This is a genomic window from Hungatella sp. (genome assembly GCF_046966825.1).
Genome location: NZ_JBKVCZ010000049.1, coordinates 27,021 through 44,433, shown reverse-complemented (window position 1 = coordinate 44,433; position 17,413 = coordinate 27,021). Strand labels below are relative to the sequence as shown.

General features: G+C 53.0%; 15 protein-coding genes. All 15 read right to left on the bottom strand.

Features of this window, described 5'->3' with window-relative positions; translation table 11 throughout:
* A partial coding sequence (locus ACLTD4_RS16235; protein WP_412331421.1) for a transcription antitermination factor NusB occupies positions 1-283 on the bottom strand: 283 nt, incomplete at its 3' end.
* A complete protein-coding gene (locus ACLTD4_RS16230; RefSeq protein ID WP_117620637.1) occupies positions 276-992 on the bottom strand; it encodes a zinc metallopeptidase in 717 nt (238 codons plus the stop codon). The genes ACLTD4_RS16235 and ACLTD4_RS16230, both read right to left, overlap by 8 nt.
* A gap of 3 nt (positions 993-995) precedes the next feature.
* Positions 996-1,934, bottom strand: coding sequence for a methionyl-tRNA formyltransferase (fmt, locus tag ACLTD4_RS16225; RefSeq protein WP_055652854.1), 939 nt, complete (start codon positions 1,932-1,934; stop codon positions 996-998).
* Position 1,935: 1 nt separating this feature from the next.
* On the bottom strand, positions 1,936-2,430 hold the full coding sequence (def, locus tag ACLTD4_RS16220; RefSeq protein WP_025529292.1) for a peptide deformylase: 495 nt from the start codon (positions 2,428-2,430) through the stop codon (positions 1,936-1,938).
* 179 nt (positions 2,431-2,609) lie between these two features.
* Positions 2,610-4,838 carry a primosomal protein N' gene (gene priA / locus ACLTD4_RS16215; protein ID WP_412331420.1) on the bottom strand — a complete coding sequence of 743 codons (2,229 nt, stop codon included), beginning with the start codon at positions 4,836-4,838 and terminating at the stop codon, positions 2,610-2,612.
* Positions 4,839-5,056: 218 nt separating this feature from the next.
* On the bottom strand, positions 5,057-5,920 hold the full coding sequence (locus tag ACLTD4_RS16210; protein WP_412331419.1) for an NAD-dependent epimerase/dehydratase family protein: 864 nt from the start codon (positions 5,918-5,920) through the stop codon (positions 5,057-5,059).
* Between the two features lie 18 nt (positions 5,921-5,938).
* Positions 5,939-6,802: a cytosolic protein gene (locus ACLTD4_RS16205; protein WP_117620635.1), complete on the bottom strand. Its 864-nt coding sequence runs from the start codon at positions 6,800-6,802 to the stop codon at positions 5,939-5,941.
* A gap of 86 nt (positions 6,803-6,888) precedes the next feature.
* On the bottom strand, positions 6,889-7,422 hold the full coding sequence (locus tag ACLTD4_RS16200; RefSeq protein ID WP_117620634.1) for a cysteine hydrolase family protein: 534 nt from the start codon (positions 7,420-7,422) through the stop codon (positions 6,889-6,891).
* The gene (locus ACLTD4_RS16195) at positions 7,401-8,381 is read right to left on the bottom strand and encodes a GNAT family N-acetyltransferase (protein ID WP_117620633.1); all 981 of its coding nucleotides are present in this window, start codon (positions 8,379-8,381) and stop codon (positions 7,401-7,403) included. The genes ACLTD4_RS16200 and ACLTD4_RS16195 overlap by 22 nt, the downstream gene beginning before the upstream one ends.
* Before the next feature lie 63 nt (positions 8,382-8,444).
* Positions 8,445-8,834, bottom strand: coding sequence for a nuclear transport factor 2 family protein (locus ACLTD4_RS16190; RefSeq protein WP_055652859.1), 390 nt, complete (start codon positions 8,832-8,834; stop codon positions 8,445-8,447).
* A 2-nt stretch (positions 8,835-8,836) separates the two neighbouring features.
* Entirely contained in the window at positions 8,837-10,228 is a 1,392-nt protein-coding gene (locus ACLTD4_RS16185) for a UDP-N-acetylmuramoyl-tripeptide--D-alanyl-D-alanine ligase (protein WP_117620632.1), read from the bottom strand.
* A gap of 126 nt (positions 10,229-10,354) precedes the next feature.
* Positions 10,355-11,824 (bottom strand): UDP-N-acetylmuramoyl-L-alanyl-D-glutamate--2,6-diaminopimelate ligase, encoded by a 1,470-nt coding sequence (locus ACLTD4_RS16180; protein ID WP_117620631.1) that lies wholly within the window; start codon positions 11,822-11,824, stop codon positions 10,355-10,357.
* A gap of 10 nt (positions 11,825-11,834) precedes the next feature.
* A complete protein-coding gene (locus tag ACLTD4_RS16175; RefSeq protein ID WP_055652862.1) occupies positions 11,835-13,505 on the bottom strand; it encodes a formate--tetrahydrofolate ligase in 1,671 nt (556 codons plus the stop codon).
* A gap of 25 nt (positions 13,506-13,530) precedes the next feature.
* Positions 13,531-16,482: a DNA translocase FtsK 4TM domain-containing protein gene (locus ACLTD4_RS16170; RefSeq protein ID WP_412331418.1), complete on the bottom strand. Its 2,952-nt coding sequence runs from the start codon at positions 16,480-16,482 to the stop codon at positions 13,531-13,533.
* Positions 16,483-16,543: 61 nt separating this feature from the next.
* Positions 16,544-17,359, bottom strand: coding sequence for a ClpP family protease (locus ACLTD4_RS16165; RefSeq protein WP_055652864.1), 816 nt, complete (start codon positions 17,357-17,359; stop codon positions 16,544-16,546).
* Positions 17,360-17,413 lie beyond the last annotated feature (54 nt).

The following is a 17,413-nucleotide window of genomic DNA, read 5'->3' as shown; positions in this document are numbered from 1 at the left end:
CCATATAGAGAATCTGATAAACGGACATCCGCAGCAGAGTGCGGATGTCCGGTTTCATCTTTTTTACTTTTACGCTGGAGTAAGAATTAATGACGTAATCCAGCTGAAGGGTGTATTCCACAGTACCTTCCACGGTGCGGGAGATAAAGGCCCGCTCCTGTTTGTCAAGATACTGGTATTTGCTCAGCGCCTGGCCCAGCACGATATGGCTGTAACCGCCCTTTTCCAGGATCTCGAGCAGTATATCCAGGATGATTTCCCGGCTGCTGTTTCCGTTAGTCATTGTCTCTGCGTCCTCCAAATAGAATCACGAGACGGAGCAGCTGGAGCACGGAAGCAGCCAGCGCGGCCACGTACGTGAGCGCCGCGGCGCCCAGCACCCTTCTCGTCTGATTTACTTCCTGGCCGCCAAGTATACCGACCTGGTCGAGCAGCGTGATCGCTCTCCTGGAGGCATTGAGCTCCACAGGAAGGGTGATGAGCTGGAAAATAACGGCCAGCGAAAAGAGAATCAGGCCGATATTCACGAGAGGCGATCCCATACCGCCGATCAGCACACCGATAATAATAAGCGGAAATGCCGCCTGGGAGCCGATATTGGCCACCGGAACGATCGCTCCGCGCAGCTTAAGGGGAACGTATCCCACGTTGTCCTGCATGGCATGGCCGCACTCGTGAGCCGCCACGCCGATTGCCGCCACAGAGGTGGAATGGAATACCGACTCCGATAAATTAACGGTCTTCGTCCTCGGATCGTAGTGGTCTGTCAACTGTCCCTTTACGGGACGGACGGTCACATCGTAGATACCCTGGGAGTTTAAGAGGCGCTTTGCCGCGTCCTCCCCTGTCATTCCCGTCATGCTCCTGACCTTTGAATATTTGTTGAATGTGCTGTTCACCTTTGCGGATGCTGCCATAGACAGCACCGCACCTATAATTACAAGAATCCATGTGGGATCAAAATAGTATCCCATTAAGCCGCCATAATACATGAATCAGACGCTCCTTTCGAAAACGGTTCCTTCTGCAATCTGGTATCCGCGCAGAAACGCGCCGGTATCCATACGCTTCTTTCCCTGAAGCTGCAGTTCCTTCACCGCAAGTGTTCCTTTTCCTGTTTTTACATACAGACAGTCTTTTCCTGTTTTCACAACCTGACCGCAGGCTCCCTCGTACTCTTCTTCCAGTGCATCGGCCTCCCAGAGCTTGATCGTCTTTCCTTCCCAGCTCGTGTAAGCACTGGGCCACGGGTTTAATCCACGGATCAGACGCTCGATAGAAGCCGCGTCCTGATTCCAGTCGATATCTCCCATGGATTTCTTAAGCATTCCAAAGTAAGTCATCTTTTCTTCGTCCTGCACAGTCCGCACGGCGGTTCCGTCTTCCAGCTTCTTCAGCGTTTTTATAATCAGACGTCCTCCGATCGCGCTCAGCTTATCGTGGAGACTTCCGCCCGTCTCTTTCTCATCGAGAGCAACGGACTCCTGATCCAGGATATCTCCCGTATCCAGTGTCGGCGCCATCATCATGGTGGTGATTCCGCTGACGGATTCCCCGTTGATCACCGCGAACTGAATCGGAGCGGCGCCGCGGTACTTGGGAAGCAGGGAGGCGTGGATGTTCACACAGCCATATTTGGGAATATCGAGGATGGTCTTTGGAAGAAGCTGGCCGAAGGCCGCCACAACCATGGCGTCAGGCTTCATCTCCTTTAACAGACTGACGAATTCCGGATCCCTCGCCTTCACCGGCTGGTAAACGGGAATCCCATACTCTAAAGCCTTTTCTTTAACGGGAGTCATCTGGACTAATTTCCCACGTCCTTTTGGCTTATCCGGCTGGGTCACCACCGCAATCACATCATGGCCCGCTTCCACCAGCGCCGTTAAGGCCGGTACGGAAAAATCGGGCGTTCCCATAAATACGATCCGCATTTTACTCTTCACCTTCCTCTGTCTCATCCTCTTCCTGGTCCACATCGGTCAGCTCGCCTTCCACCTTGTCGACGAAGAGATCGCCGCTTAAATGGTCGCATTCGTGACAGATGGCACGCGCCAGGAGACCTTCTCCAACCAGTTCGAATTCCTTCATCTCGCAGTCAAACGCCTTTACCTTAACGTGGTCAGGACGGGTAACGACACCGGATTTTCCCGGTACGCTTAAGCAGCCCTCGCTGCCTGTCTGGCTTCCGCTCGTCTCGATGATGACCGGATTGATGAGTACGTACTGGTTCCCGTCCTCTACGTCGATCACCACGATCTGCTTCAGCACGCCTACCTGGGGGGCTGCAAGGCCTACGCCACAGGCTTCGTACATGGTTTCGAACATATCTTCAATTAAATCCTGGAGGCGCGGCGTTAATTCTTTTACCGGCTTGCAGTGTTTTCTTAAAATATCGTCTCCGATTGTTCTTATTTTTCTGATTGCCATTGTTGTTTATCCTCTCATTTTTTAAAGTTTGATTGTGCGTCCCGGGAGTCCGCAGTGCACCACCTCACGTCCGCTACGCTCCCGTTCGGTGACGGGCTTCGCCCTATAAAAAGTGTCACTAAGATATTTTCTTATGTGCGAGCACAACGAAAATATCTTAATGCCACTTTTTGCACTGCTCATGAAAAATCATACTGTACCACAACCCCTTTAAATATCTCTGACTTCTCCTGTTGGAAGCAGTCGATATTATCCCTGATTTTAATTAGTATATCATAATTTTCCTGTTTCAAATATAAAATTTTTCTATATATATCATTAATTTTGTAAACGGAGGCGTCTACTGGCCCTATCATCTGGACTTTTTCCTCGTCTGCCTGGGGCGTTATATGGGCTGCGAGGCGGTCCGCTGCCTCCACCAACGCTGCCTCTGATTTCGATGCCATCTGTACGGTGAACAGCACATTGACCGGCGGATACTTCATCAGACGGCGATAGGCCATCTCCTGATGGTAGAAGGTTTCATAATCCTGCTCTGCGGCCGTGACAATGCTGTAGTGCTCCGGATTGTATGTCTGAATTATGACATCACCATGCCTCGCGTCACGCCCTGCACGGCCTGCGGCCTGGGTGAGCAGCTGAAAGGTCCGCTCGGCAGCCCGGTAATCCGGTGTGTACAGCGATAAATCAGCCGCCAGCACTCCCACCAGGGTGACATCGGGAAAGTCGTGGCCCTTTACGATCATCTGGGTTCCGATCAGAATATCGGCGTCCCCCTCCGCAAAGGCCGACAGGATCTCCTCATGGCCGCCCTTTTTTGAAGTCGTATCGAGATCCATGCGCAAGACCCTGGCCTGCGGAAACATCTTCTTTGTCATCATCTCAATTTTCTGGGTTCCTACTCCGAAATTGGCGATGTATGGAGAACCGCAGCTGGGACATTTATCCGGCATGGGAATCGAATAGCCGCAGTAATGGCACACCAGACGGTTGTCCTTATGAAGCGTCAGCGTCACATCACAGTGGGGACACTTGATGGCCTCTCCGCAGGAACGGCAGGACACAAAGTTGGCATAGCCCCTCCTGTTGATGAACATCATGATCTGTTCCTTTTTCTCCAGACGGTCACCGATCATCTGCTGAAGCCGTCTGCTGAAAATGGACTTATTCCCAGCCTTTAACTCTTCCCGCAGATCCACGACAGCCACATCGGCCAGCCGGCTGTCCGCCTTGGCTCTGGTATGCAGGCTGAACAGCCGGTATTCACCGCGAAGCGCCTTCGTGTACGCCTCCAGAGAGGGCGTCGCCGATCCCAGAACCACGGAAGCGTTCTGCATCTGCGCCCGTTTTACCGCCACCTCCCTCGCATGGTACCGGGGTACTACCTCGCTCTTATAGGCGCCTTCATGCTCTTCATCTATGATAATCAGTCCCAGCCTGGAAAACGGGGTAAACAGCGCGGAGCGCGGACCAATCATAATATCGATATCGCCGCCTCTGGCCCGCTCAAACTGATCGTACCGTTCCCCCGCCGACAATCTGGAATTGATAATGGAAACCCGGTTTCCGAACCGGCCGTAGAATCGCATGACCGTCTGGTAGGTAAGCGCGATCTCGGGAATAAGGACGATAACCTGCTTTCCCTCACTTATGACTCTGGAAATCATCTCCATATAGACCTCGGTCTTGCCGCTTCCAGTAATGCCGTGGATCAGATATGTCTCCCGTTTTCCCGCTTCATAATCCTCGCAGAATGCATCTACAACCGCCTGCTGCTCCCCGTTTAAGTCCACAGCCTTCACTCTGCTGCCCGCGTCCTTTACGGGATTCCGGAAGATTTCCTCCGATTCCAATGCCACATAGCCTTTTTCAATCAACGGCTTTAAGGTTGCCGCCGATAAGTTCATCTGGCCTGACGCCACCTCATACGGGATCAAAGGGTTCTCCTTCAATGCCTTGAAGAGCCGCACTCTCGCCTTATAGCTCTTTTTTTCCGCCTCCGCCGTCACCGCCTCCAGCTGTTCTTCCGGGATCAGGAGGCGCAGGACCTTCTTCTCCTTCGGCTTCACCTTCTGTTTCACCGGGAGCACCGTCTTTAATGCCTGGTTCATGGTGGAACCGTACTGCTCCTTCAGCCACCACGCCAGCATAATCAGCTGCGACTCCGCGGAAACACTGCCTTCCACGATACCGGCGATCTCTTTTATCTTATCCGCATCATAATCCGCGTGGTCCGTGATGCCGACCACATAGCCCTTCCTCAGAGAATTTCCCTTTCCAAACGGAATCTTCACCAAAACGCCTACGGAAATCCGGTCCTCAAGCTGAGGCGGGATTCTGTAATCAAAGGTGCGGTCCACTTTCTCATGAGAAATATCGATGATGATCTGGGCAAATCGTTTTGTCATTGCGTCAACTTCCTGTCTTCTTAATTTTGGCAACAGTTCAGACGGCGAATGTCTGAACCGTTACCACGCTTGTATTGATTCAGCCGTGCGGCAGTCTGCACATCCGAATCGCTGCCGTTTCGAAATGAAATGACCCGACTTTGGCGCATCATATCGAAGCAAGTCGGGTTTGTACGTTACTAATTATAGGATTCTAAGGAAGAAAAGTCAACGCCGGATTACCCTTCCATCTCCCCATAGAAGTCCAGAAGCCGATAAATCCAGGTGTCAAGGCCGGAAAAATGATACCCTGCGCCTTCCGCCTTCTCCGTATTTATGGAAAATCCCGGAAATCCATTGTAAGGAGCTTCTTCCCCCTCTGTGGACAGGACTGCCTTCTTCCCCGTCTTTTCTTCCGTATAGCGGATGATCTCTCCGATGGTGATCGTCCCCGACGCAGCCGCATTCACAGGGCCTTCTAAGGATGAATCGGCCAGAAACGCCAGGAAACGGCCGCATTCCTCCGCGGAAATGAAGCTTACGGGACAGTTTTCATTTTCCACCTGCATGGCAATCCCCTTCGCCGTGTGGACAGCGTAAAACCGGAGACGTTCCGTGTAATCATCCCTTCCAAGAACCACGGGGAAACGCACCATCACGGACTCCTGTTCCGGAAATACCTGCACCAGAGCCGCTTCCGCCTGCCTCTTTCCCGTTCCGTAATCGAATGCACTCCGCCCACCCCAGATGAGCGTTTCCCGGTACGGATCATAATCCGTCTCTCTCGTATTTTCCTTCAGTTCATAAACCGAGATGGAGGAAACCATGATATATCGCCTGCACCGGACTGTCTCAAGCGCAGTTTTTACGTCATTGGAGCAGTAGGCCAGATCATCATATACCACATCGAATTCTCTACCGGAAAATGCAGCGCGCATGGATTCCTCCCGGATGCGGTCCACCCGGATTTCTTCCACCGGGGCGATAAAACGCGGTTTTGCATTTCCCCGGGTCGCCACGGCAACCTCATGCCCCTGTAAAAGCAGTGTATTCACCAGATTAACTCCGAAAAAACGTGTGCCGCCAAGAACCAGTATCTTCATAATTTCATGTTTCCCTTCTTAGCCGCAGATATCCTCGTAAAGGTTATCATAGCGGCGGTGAACCGGCAGCTTTTCTCCGATATTCCACAGAAATCTGCCTTCCAGCGAGTATGCATCTATGTTGTCTTCTTCCCGATCCATAAGGACAAGGACTTCCTCTTCCAGCCGCCGCATATCCAGCGCTTCCCCTTCGATTTCAAACGAAAAAGCGCCGCTGCTATCTCCGTCTTCCATAAATTGCGGCTCCAGCCGGATTCTGGAATGGTCCGGCTCTTTTGCCGGTTCGATGCGGTACAGATATTTGGAATCCGAATACTCCCTCGATTCACTGATCTCAATGATACGGCTGATCTGGTAGTCGTACTCCCAGTGGGGACGCGCAAACCAGCGGTTCAGCAGTTCGATGTACCGCTCGGCGCACTGTGCAAAAAACGCCCAGTCCACAGCCGGCGCCAGCCACTCCAGAGCCTTTCCGAACCACAGTCTGCGGTAGTCATACCGGCAGTGGTACTTCCAGATGGCCTCTTCCTGCTCTGAGACCTTCACTACCCATTCATACGCCTTTTTTTCAATTATCAAAGCCAGAAAACGGTTTTTCGCCGCCTCCGCCTCTTCCTCCAGGATCGTGATGGAGCTGGAGCCCCGGTCGCCGCAGGAAACCATAAAGTATCCGTAGTCCCGGTGGTATCCGCAGGCCTGCCGGTACGGCTCAGACTCAGTGTAAGTCTCCGCCTTTGCCCCGCATCCGGAAGCGTCCAGTTCCTGGTTCAGCAGCTCTAAGAAGGAGGCCCAGATCTTCTGCTCCTCCGAGCGCTCCTTCCTCTGTTTTTTCACGGAAAATGCAGAATCATACAGCAGTTCTGCAAGTGTCTGTTCTTCCATCTCTTCCTTCCCATCCTGTCATTATTATTTCTGCGGTCAGTGAGCCGGACGGGCATGCCGGCATGTCCATCCGGCGGCTGCCGCGGTCAGCAGCCCAGCAGACCCAGCACCGCTTCCGCAGGCATCAGATCGGCAAATCGGCCGGCCCAGATTTTCTCTTCATAAAACCTCACAGTCGCTTCCCCGGACATGAACTCGTTGTCATACGTGGTCGTGGCGCCTGTCGGTATCACCACGCCGTACCCCAGTTCGAAGGCGGCCTTACAGGTGGCATCGATACAGTATTCCGTCTGCATACCCATGAGAATCAGGTCGGTAATCTGTTTTTCCTTTAAATACTCCTCCAGATCAGTCTCCAGGAACGCACTGTTGAAGCTCTTATCAAAAATCCGTTCTCCCGTTTTCGGTTCCACCGCCTCATGAATCTTCCAGCCTTCCGTTCCGCTCTCCAGCTTGTCGCCTGCACCGCCGTCGTGTCTGACATAGATAATTTCAGTTCCGGCCTTCCGCGCGCTATCCGCCAGATTCTCCAGTTCCTGTAAAAACTCCTCTTCCCTGTATGGATGTGCCTCCACCAGTGCTTTCTGTACATCAACAATCAATACGGCCATTTTCCCCATATTATTTTCTCCTTTCCTGTGTCTCTGAATTTATTTCCGCCCAGAAGCTCCATCTCATCCCGCATCGCAGTGAATCCGAAGGCTTCATAAAGCGGCCGTCCCGCAGCAGTGGCTTCCAGCGTGACAGCATCAATCTGTCTCATCTCTGCTTCCGCCGTCAGCAGCTCCAGCACCCTGTACGCGATCCCCCGCCGTCTGTAGTCCGGATGGGTGTACATGTTCATAATATATGCCTTTTTCCCGGAAGGATTATGGTAAGTGGGCATCACCTGGTAAAAGCTGACGGCTCCCGTTCCAACCACCTCTTCCCCGTCAAAGACCAGCCATGCGGCGTGACTGTCTTCCAGAAAACACGTCTCGTAATAGCAGCGTGATTCCAGCTCTGTCCGGGACAGATCCACGTCTTCCTCAAGGCCGTTGGCGGCGCGCAGCACCTCCAGCCGCAGCCTGGTCAGAAGCTCTCTGTCATGGCTTCCTGCCCTTCTGTACAGAAGACTTTCCGTCTTTTCCGCACAGATCATCGTTTTCCCAGCGGCCTGACGCAGATGTTGAAAAAGCAATGGCTGAATCTCCGGATAGGTCCAGTTATCCGGCGGCTTCTCGAAACACTCAATTTTTTCCATCTCAAACGTGGGCGGAAGCTGGTCAAAACGGCTGATCTCCGCAGAAAACAGCATCCCAAAAGATTCCGCCTGCTTCTCTCCGGACTGTGCCTGGTCAGTCACAGAATATACAGAAACCGGAACCATCCGGTACTCCGCGGCTCCCGTTTCCTCGTACAGCTCCCGCACCGCTGCGGCTTCTATCGTCTCTCCCGCTTCCCGGTGTCCGCCGGGGAACTCCCATGTGCTGCGCTCTTTATGCTTGCAGAGTACCCACCGGCCCTGATATTTCGCAGCGATTACTGCAAACTGAAGCAGCTCGTCATCTGCCTTTTTATAAAATGCCACCTGTTTCATATCATGCCGCCTTTTATCAGATTTTTCCTCTGCCAGTTTCCGGTATTACCGTTCCGGCTGTACTCACCGGTTCTCATCAATCGGCCGGCCTAATTTTTTCTCCAGCCGCCATCCGGGGGCCGGACCGTCGTCTCCCCAGTATTCCTCCAGAGATGCGATTTTCTCCCCATCGAACCGGTAAAAGGAGACTGCGTGAAAGGAAGTGCCGTCTTCCGTGCACCAGACTCTGGCGGCGGTAACCGCGGTATCCTCCTTCTGCTCCATACGTTCTATGTTTCCTTCCCAGCGGCCCGGATATTCACAGTTCGCCCGGATATATTCCGAAACTGTAAACTGCTCGTTGGTACAGTACCACCGGATCACGGCATCTTCCCGGAACCACCGCTTCAATCCGGCCTCATTCTGCTTGATCACATCCTGAAAAAATTGTCTGATCACTGCCTCTCTGTCCATATCTATACTCCGTTTTCCGTTGTCTGTTTTTCCAAAAATACAGCGGCCACTTTTCCCAGTTCCATGCTGTTGGAGCCTTTAAAAAGCACCGTATCCCCTTCTCTGAGTTCCGTTTTCAGCCATCCAATCAAGGACTCCCGGTCCATAAACTCGTAGACGCGGATCTCGGGCGCCTGTTCCCTGACGCCGCGCGCGATTTCTCTGGCCAGTTCTCCGAGAACAGCCAGCTTATCGACGGGATTTTCGGCGATATAAGTCCCGATTTCATAGTGGAACCTCGGGGAATCCGGCCCCAGCTCCTTCATATCCGCCAGGACGGCCACCCGGGCTCTCGAACCTTCGATGGAATTTAATACCTCCAGGCCGGCCTTCATGGATACAGGACTGGCATTATAGGTATCATCAATGATCGTCATGCCGCCCACATGGTAAATCTGCTGCCGGTTCTTAAATCCGGTAAATTCCGCCAGCCGCTCTGCGGCGTCTCTCATCGGAATTCCGCAGACGGAGGCCACCGCCAGCGACACCATGGCGTTTGCCACGTTATGGCTTCCCATCACCTTCAAACGGACCGGTACACGCTCTTCCCCGCATACCGCCGTAAATACCGGATAGCCATTTTCCAGATGGACATCGACTGCGCGGTAATGACAGTTTTCTCCGGTTCCGTAGTAGATGGTTTGGAAGCCTTCTCTCGCCGTCGTCTTCTTTAAGAGATCGTCGTCTCCGTTCAGGAACAGAATTCCATTCTCCGTCAGACCGTCCTGAATGCTCAGCTTCTCCCGGTAGATATTTTCCTGGGATCCCAGCTGTTCGATGTGGGTGATTCCGATATTGGTGATAACCGCCATCTGAATCTGGGCGATGTTCGCAATAATCGTCAGTTCTCCCGGTTCACTCATCCCCAGTTCGATCACGCCGATCTCGTCCTGACTGGAGATCTCCGTCATGGTGATCGGAACGCCGACCTGGCTGTTGTGATTCGCCGGAGTCTTGTAGACGCGGTATTTGGCAGACAGGGCGCAGGCCACCATCTCCCTCGTCGTCGTCTTGCCCACACTGCCGGTGATTCCCACCAGAGGAAGATTCAGGCGGCGTCTGTACCAGGCGCCCAGGGCCTGTAATGCCCTCTTTGTATCAGCCACACGGATCCATGGCCGGTTATCATCCATCACGTCGTGTTCACTCGTAAATGTCGCCGCCGCACCGTTATCAAACGCCTGCCCGATAAAGCGGTGGGCATCCACCTTTTCTCCCACCAGGGGAACGAATAAATCATTACCTTTCATGGTCCGGGAATCGATGCTTAAATGGTCAAGCGGCGTATCCGTACTTCCGCAGAGCAGCCTTCCCCCAGTGGCCTCCAGAATTTCCTTAACCGTGATATGTTCCATCTTCCTGTCTTCCTTCCTGTCTTCACTTAGAGTGTGCCTGAATCTGGCATACCCCAGCAAATGCCGGAAGGGATCACCACTTCCGGCATCTTTTTTTCATCACTCTATTCACTTTATTTCATCACTCTATTCGCTTTTTTCCAATTCTGCCGCAATCTCCAGCACCACTTCCCGGTCGGAAAAATGGTGGCGGACGCCGTTCACTTCCTGATAATCCTCGTGTCCCTTGCCGATAACCGCAATCATATCTCCCTGTCTGGCGTGGATCATGCTGTAGGCGATCGCTTCACGCCGGTCCGGAATCTCAATAAAGTCACCGCCGGTCTTTTCGATCGAGGAGCGGATATCCGCGATGATATCCTCAGTCTTCTCAAATCTGGAATTATCAGCCGTCAATATGGAGAAGTCGGCCAGCCTTCCGGCACTGTCGCCCATGGAATACCGTCTGTCCTTCGAGCGGTTTCCTCCGCATCCGAACACGCAGACAAGCCTTGCCGGGTGATACTCACGCAACGTTTCCAAAAGGCTCTCCATGCTGACCGCATTGTGGGCATAGTCCACAATCACCGTGCACTTCTTCGACGCATACACGATCTCCATGCGCCCGTTAACGCTCAGATGCTCCAGCGCATGGCGCACTTTTTCCCTGGGAAGGTCTAAAAAGCTGCATACGCTGATGGCTGCCAGCGCGTTATATACATTGAATCTGCCGGGTATATTCACCCGGGCCTCCAGCGCATACCGCCCCGACACATTGAATTCAAGCCCCACAAATTCCGGCTCGCTCACGTAGTGAATCTGCTTTGCCATGAAATCCGCTTCCTGCTCCAGGCTGAAGGAGGTCAGTTCGCAGGAGGCATCTTTGATAATCTCGTGGTAATGCTCGTCATCCCGGTTCACAATGCCGATCCGGCAGCGGTCCAGCAGCTGTGATTTATAATATAAATATTCATTAAAATCTGCGTGCTCATCCGGTCCGATATGATCCGGAGAAATGTTGGTAAACAGGCCGTAATCAAAACGGATGCCATCCACACGGTGCATCTTGAACGCCTGGGATGATACCTCCATCACCATGTATTCACATCCGGCCTGCGCCATGCGTTCAAAGCTCTCAAAAAGCTGGTAGGATTCCGGCGTCGTGTTCATGGTAGGCGTCACCTCACTGCCGATCACAATACCGGTCGTGCCGATCATGCCCACCTTCTTCCCACAGCTTTCCAGAATCGCCTTTATCATATGGGTCGTTGTCGTCTTCCCTTTCGTCCCTGTCACCCCGATGGTGATCATCTTCTCCTGCGGATAGCCGAACCGGGCGGCGGACAGATGCGCCAGCGCCTCCCTGGAACTATGTACACGGATCGCGGTCACACCGGCAGGAATATCGGCCTGGCGTTCCACCACCAGGACCCTTACCCCCGCCTTCACCACCTCCGGAATAAACTCGTGGGAATCGACCTTCGTTCCCTTTGTGCACACAAACACCACATGCTCCCTGGCTTTCCTGGAATCATAGATGACATCCTCCACTTCGATGTCCAAATCCCCAGAAATTACGTCATATTCCAGCTCTTCAAGCCACTCTCTGAATTTCATAGATCCTCCATCAGAATAATCCGGTGATTACTCCGTCGTTATTTACGTCAATATTATTAGCCGCCGGTACCTTTGGAAGCCCCGGCATGGTCATGATTGCTCCGGTCAGCACTACCACGAAGCCGGCGCCTGCCGATACATAGGCGTCTCTCACATTAATTTCAAAACCGCTTGGACGGCCTAATTTCGTCTGGTCATCCGATAAGGAATACTGGGTCTTCGCCATGCAGACAGGAAGTCCGCCAAATCCCATATCCTCTATCTTTTTTAACGCCTTCGAAGCCGCCGGTGCATAGGATACGCCGTCCGCTCCGTAGATTTCCTTCGCTACGGCTGCGATCTTCTCCTTTAATCCGGCTTCGTCCGGATAGAGCGGTTTGTAATGGCTCTCCTTGTTTTCCAATGTATAGAGCACCTTCTCCGCAAGGGCGATACCGCCTTCTCCGCCCTTTTCCCATACCTCGGAAAGTGCGAACTCGCAGCCTCTGTCCTCACAGAATTTCTTCACGAACTGGTATTCCGCTTCGGTATCCGTGATGAAGGAATTGAGGGTCACGATAACCGGCACATCGTACTTCTGCATGTTTTCGATGTGCTTCTCCAGGTTCACGATTCCTCTTGCAAGAGCCTCTAAATTCTCTTCCTTCAGCTGATCCTTCGGAACGCCTCCGTTATACTTGAGAGCCCTGACCGTAGCCACCAGCACGATGGCATCCGGCTTTAAGCCCGCCATACGGCATTTGATATCCAGGAATTTCTCTGCGCCCAAATCCGCGCCGAAGCCCGCCTCCGTCACGACGATATCGGCCAGCTTTAAGGCCGTCTTCGTGGCGCGCACGCTGTTGCAGCCGTGAGCGATATTGGCAAATGGGCCGCCGTGTACGATCGCTCCGGTGTGCTCCAGGGTCTGGATCAGATTCGGCTTTAAGGCGTCCTTCAGCAGGGCAGCCATGGCGCCCACCGCGTTTAACTGGGCGGCCGTCACCGGCTCTCCCGCATAATTATATGCGACAATAATTCTTCCTAATCGTTCTTTTAAGTCGTTCATATCATCGGCCAGACATAAGATCGCCATGATCTCAGATGCGACGGTGATGACAAAATGGTCTTCCCTCACGAATCCGTCCGCTTTCGCGCCCAGACCCACTACCACGTTTCTTAAGGCGCGGTCGTTCATGTCGAGGCAGCGTTTCCACAGAATCTGACGGGTATCGATTCCCAGAGCATTGCCCTGATGGATGTGATTGTCCAGAAGCGCGGCTAATAAGTTATTCGCCGAGGTGATAGCGTGGAAATCTCCGGTAAAATGAAGGTTTAAGTCCTCCATCGGCACAACCTGGGCGTATCCGCCGCCGGCGGCGCCGCCTTTGATGCCGAAGCACGGTCCTAAGGACGGCTCACGCAGCGCGATGATGGCCTTTTTGTCCATCTTTCCAAACGCTTCGCCCAGTCCGACCGTGGTCGTGGTCTTTCCTTCTCCGGCCGGAGTCGGGTTGATGGCCGTAACCAGAACCAGTTTTCCATCCGGTCTGTCCTTCACCTCTTCCCAGAGCTCATCGGTCAGTTTTGCCTTATACTTGCCGTAAAGTTCCAGATCCTCCTCACTGATTCCGTAGGAAGCCGCTACCTCCTTAATCGGAATCATCGTTGCCTCCTGTGCGATCTCAATATCTGTTTTCATCTGTGAATGTCCTCCTTCTATGTAATTAATAACCCTGTTCCAGCAATTCCTCAAATTCCTCTGCACTCATCAGCACTTTTCTGGGCTTCGTGCCCTCCTCTTCACCGACCACGCCGGCCTCCGCCAGCTGGTCCATAATGCGGGCCGCCCGGTTGAATCCGATTTTGAACATCCTCTGAAGCATTCCGATGGATGCCTTATCCTTTTCAATAATAAATTTACCTGCCTGAACGAAATATTCATCCCGGTCATTTCCGCCGCCCTTTGCGTCGCCGGCCGCCGGTGCTGATGCAATCTGATTCTCCACTTCCGGGTTGTAATTCGCTGTCATTCCCTGTTCTGTCAGGAAATCCACGACTGCGGAGACCTCTGTATCCGATACAAAGGCGCCCTGCACACGCACAGGCTTCGGACAGCCGGATGGATAGAACAGCATATCGCCCTTTCCAAGAAGCTTCTCCGCCCCGTTCATGTCGATGATCGTCCTGGAATCCACGCCGGAAGAAACGGCAAATGCGATTCTGGAAGGCACGTTGGTCTTGATCAGGCCGGTGATGACGTTAACCGACGGACGCTGGGTCGCGATTACCAGATGTATCCCCGCGGCTCGCGCAAGCTGGGCCAGACGGCAGACGGAATCCTCCACCTCGCCCGGTGCAACCATCATCAGATCCGCAAGCTCGTCGATGATGATGATGATCTGCGGCATCTTCTTCGGTTTGTTTTCATCCTCTATATCTTTAATATTCTCAACCTTCGCATTATATCCCTTTAAATCCCGGACATTATACTGGGCAAATTTCTTATAGCGGTCATCCATCTCGGCCACCGCCCAGTTAAGCGCTCCTGAGGCCTTCTTCGGATCCGTGACCACAGGGAGAAGGAGGTGCGGAATACCGTTGTAGACGCTTAACTCCACCACCTTCGGATCCACCATGATCAGCTTGACGTCCTCGGGGTCCGCCTTATAGATAATACTCATGATCAGGGTGTTGATACAGACGGACTTACCGGAACCGGTAGCGCCTGCGATCAGTAAATGGGGCATCTTTCCGATATCGGTTACCACGACCTGGCCGCCGATGTCCTTGCCCACTGCAAAGGCAATCCTGGACGCATGATTCTTAAACTCCTCCGCCTCCAGAATATCCCTTAAGTATACCATGTTGTTCTCTTTGTTCGGCACCTCGATGCCGACCGCCGATTTCCCCGGAATCGGGGCTTCGATACGGATATCCGCGGCCGCCAGACTCAGCTTGATGTCGTCAGCCAGTCCCACGATCCGGCTCACCTTCACGCCCTGCTCCGGATGGAGCTCATACCGCGTGACCGAGGGACCGCAGCTGATATTGGTCACAGTTACGCCCACACCAAAATTCTGCAGTGTCTGCTGCAGCTTGATAGCGGTTTCCCGGTATTCCTTATCAGAGAACGGGCCGGAGCTCTTTCCTTTTTTCAGAAGTGTGACAGGGGGGAAGACGTACTCCTTCTTCACCACTTCCTCCTTCTGTTTGATCTCCTGGACCACGCAAAGATCTCCAGCTTCCTCTTTCTCTTTCTCGGCCTTCTCGGCCTTCTTTTTTTCGACCTTCTTCTGAAGCGCTTCCGTATCGGTCTCGATCACCTTGCCGGAAGCGGTAACGACGCGTTTCGGTTCCTCCGGTATGGAGAAGGTGTCGCTGTAATTAACGCCCTTGTCGTCCTCGTCGGTGGGATACAGCTCTTCCCGGGCGACCTCCATCTCTTCCAGCGTTTTCGTTTCTTTTTTAACAAATAATGTCTCCGACGTTCCGTAATCGTCAGACTCGTCAAATGCCCCGGCGTCACTTTCTGCCGAACGCAGGTGGGCGGTACTCTCCCAAAGGTCTTCCGTCACAAACGGAACGGCGTCATCGGCATCGAACGGAACGGAATCCTCACTGGCAGAATAGACGTGCGGCAGATCCGCATCCACTGCCTGAGCAGCCGTCTGGAACGCGCCGGCTGCTCCCATGTTTTCGCCGCGCTTTCGTTCCTCTGCTGCGGCTTCCGCCTCACCCGGCTTCGGGAAAATGCTGCCGCGGAAAATATCCGCCGGATTCGGCCGTACCTCCGGAGCCGCATTCTTCCTGTTCTCCGTCACTTCCACGGCAGACACTGCGGCAAGCCGCCTTGCGTGGACATCAATGTCCTCTTCCGCCTCCGCGCTGTATGCGGCCTCGTCTTCCATATCATAGTCGTACTCGTCCGGCGCCTCCAGCTTCGTCGCATCTAAATTAACGCCCCGCAGCTTCTGCTCCTCGCGGATTCTCCGCCGTTCCTCCTTGCGTTCCGCATGGATCTCTCTCTGAATATCCATGTTTTCCTTTGCATGGTGGTATGCCTTGCCGCTGCCGCTCTTTACGAGGTTCACAAAGGATTTCTCCGTAATGCATACCGCGGAGATGATAATCAGCACCAGGATCACCAGATAAGCGCCTACGGTTCCGATAATGGAGATCAGGCCTTCCGCCAGAAGGCCGCCGATCAGACCTCCGCCCTTTCCACTGGCCGCGGCTGTCACATAGATATCCATGATCTTTCCGCCGGCGCCCAGCCTTGTCCCAAACAGGAGTTCGCCGAGTCCGCAGAGTGAAATAAGCGCCAGTATCACCGCCGCCAGTTTAAATGTTGCTCTGGGATTTCCCCGGTTGGAGATATAAAAGCACGTTCCGGCAAACATCAGGACCGGCGCCACGTATCCGATTCCTCCGAATATACCCAATTGCAGACTGCGAAGGAAATCTCCCACCACTCCGCACAGATGGAAATTGCTCAAAAAAAGAATGGCCGCAGCCGCAAATGATATGATGATGATAACTTCTGACCGGATAAATTCTGGTTCTGGTTCCGCCGCTTTCCGCCTGCTTGTCGTATTTTTCGGTCTTCCGACCTTCCCGTTAGTACCTTTTTTTGCTGTCGTCTTGGATGTTGTCTTCTTCTTTGTTGTCTCAGGCACAATACTTCCCCCTTTTATCCATTGGTAACAGTATACAAAAAAATCGGGAGAATTGCAACGGCTAACCTTCTACTTCATCCATCATCTCATACAATTTTCTGAGAGCGTCCTTAATTCCGCCCACCTCGTCGATCAGCCCCTCTTTCACCGTTTCCTCGCCTACAAGCACGGTTCCCAAGTCTCTTGTCAGCATCTCCGTGTTTAACATCAGGCGCTTTAACTGGTCGTAAGCGATCGTCGCGTGGCCCGAGACAAAGCTTAAGATCCGGTCCTGAATCATCTCAAAATATTCATACGTCTGGGAGGCTCCGATGACCATGCCAGTCATACGAACCGGATGAACCATCATGGTTCCGGTCGGCACGATAAAGGAGTAATCCGTGCAGACGGCCAGAGGTACGCCGATAGAATGGCTGCCGCCCAGCACGAGGGACACGGTGGGAATACTTAAGGAAGCGATCATCTCCGCAATCGCCAGGCCGGCGTCCACGTCACCGCCCGAGGTATTGAGTATCACCAGGAGACCTTCCACGGAATCATCATCCTCAATTTCTGCCAGCTTTGGAAGGATATGGTCATATTTCGTCGTCTTGCTGTTTCCCGACAGGTTCTCGTGGCCCTCCACCTCCCCGATGATGGAGAGCAGATGAATTTTCCTCTTTTTGGAATTGTCATCCAGGGTCATCTGACCGTACTCTTCCAGCTTTTCGTCCTCTTTCTGTTCGATATCCTTCTCCGTCTTCTTCTCATCGAGGCGGTCTTTTCTCGTATCTCCGGAAGAGGTGTTTTTCTCGTCTGATCCGCCGTTTCCGTTCTGGTTTTCTGCTCTGTTATCCGTTTCGCAGTTTGTTTCACTGTCTCTTTTATATTCTCTCATTCTGATTTCCTCCTGCATGGATGTATTTTCTGCATCATTGTATTTTGGTAGCTT

Bases quoted from the DNA above. Each gene is read 5' to 3' on its own strand.
- ACLTD4_RS16230 (WP_117620637.1), bottom strand. From the start codon at position 992: ATGTATTATGGCGGCTTAATGGGATACTATTTTGATCCCACATGGATT.
- fmt (WP_055652854.1), bottom strand. From the start codon at position 1,934: ATGCGGATCGTATTTATGGGAACGCCCGATTTTTCCGTACCGGCCTTA.
- def (WP_025529292.1), bottom strand. From the start codon at position 2,430: ATGGCAATCAGAAAAATAAGAACAATCGGAGACGATATTTTAAGAAAA.
- priA (WP_412331420.1), bottom strand. From the start codon at position 4,838: ATGACAAAACGATTTGCCCAGATCATCATCGATATTTCTCATGAGAAA.
- ACLTD4_RS16210 (WP_412331419.1), bottom strand. From the start codon at position 5,920: ATGAAGATACTGGTTCTTGGCGGCACACGTTTTTTCGGAGTTAATCTG.
- ACLTD4_RS16205 (WP_117620635.1), bottom strand. From the start codon at position 6,802: ATGGAAGAACAGACACTTGCAGAACTGCTGTATGATTCTGCATTTTCC.
- ACLTD4_RS16200 (WP_117620634.1), bottom strand. From the start codon at position 7,422: ATGGGGAAAATGGCCGTATTGATTGTTGATGTACAGAAAGCACTGGTG.
- ACLTD4_RS16195 (WP_117620633.1), bottom strand. From the start codon at position 8,381: ATGAAACAGGTGGCATTTTATAAAAAGGCAGATGACGAGCTGCTTCAG.
- ACLTD4_RS16190 (WP_055652859.1), bottom strand. From the start codon at position 8,834: ATGGACAGAGAGGCAGTGATCAGACAATTTTTTCAGGATGTGATCAAG.
- ACLTD4_RS16185 (WP_117620632.1), bottom strand. From the start codon at position 10,228: ATGGAACATATCACGGTTAAGGAAATTCTGGAGGCCACTGGGGGAAGG.
- ACLTD4_RS16180 (WP_117620631.1), bottom strand. From the start codon at position 11,824: ATGAAATTCAGAGAGTGGCTTGAAGAGCTGGAATATGACGTAATTTCT.
- ACLTD4_RS16175 (WP_055652862.1), bottom strand. From the start codon at position 13,505: ATGAAAACAGATATTGAGATCGCACAGGAGGCAACGATGATTCCGATT.
- ACLTD4_RS16165 (WP_055652864.1), bottom strand. From the start codon at position 17,359: ATGAGAGAATATAAAAGAGACAGTGAAACAAACTGCGAAACGGATAAC.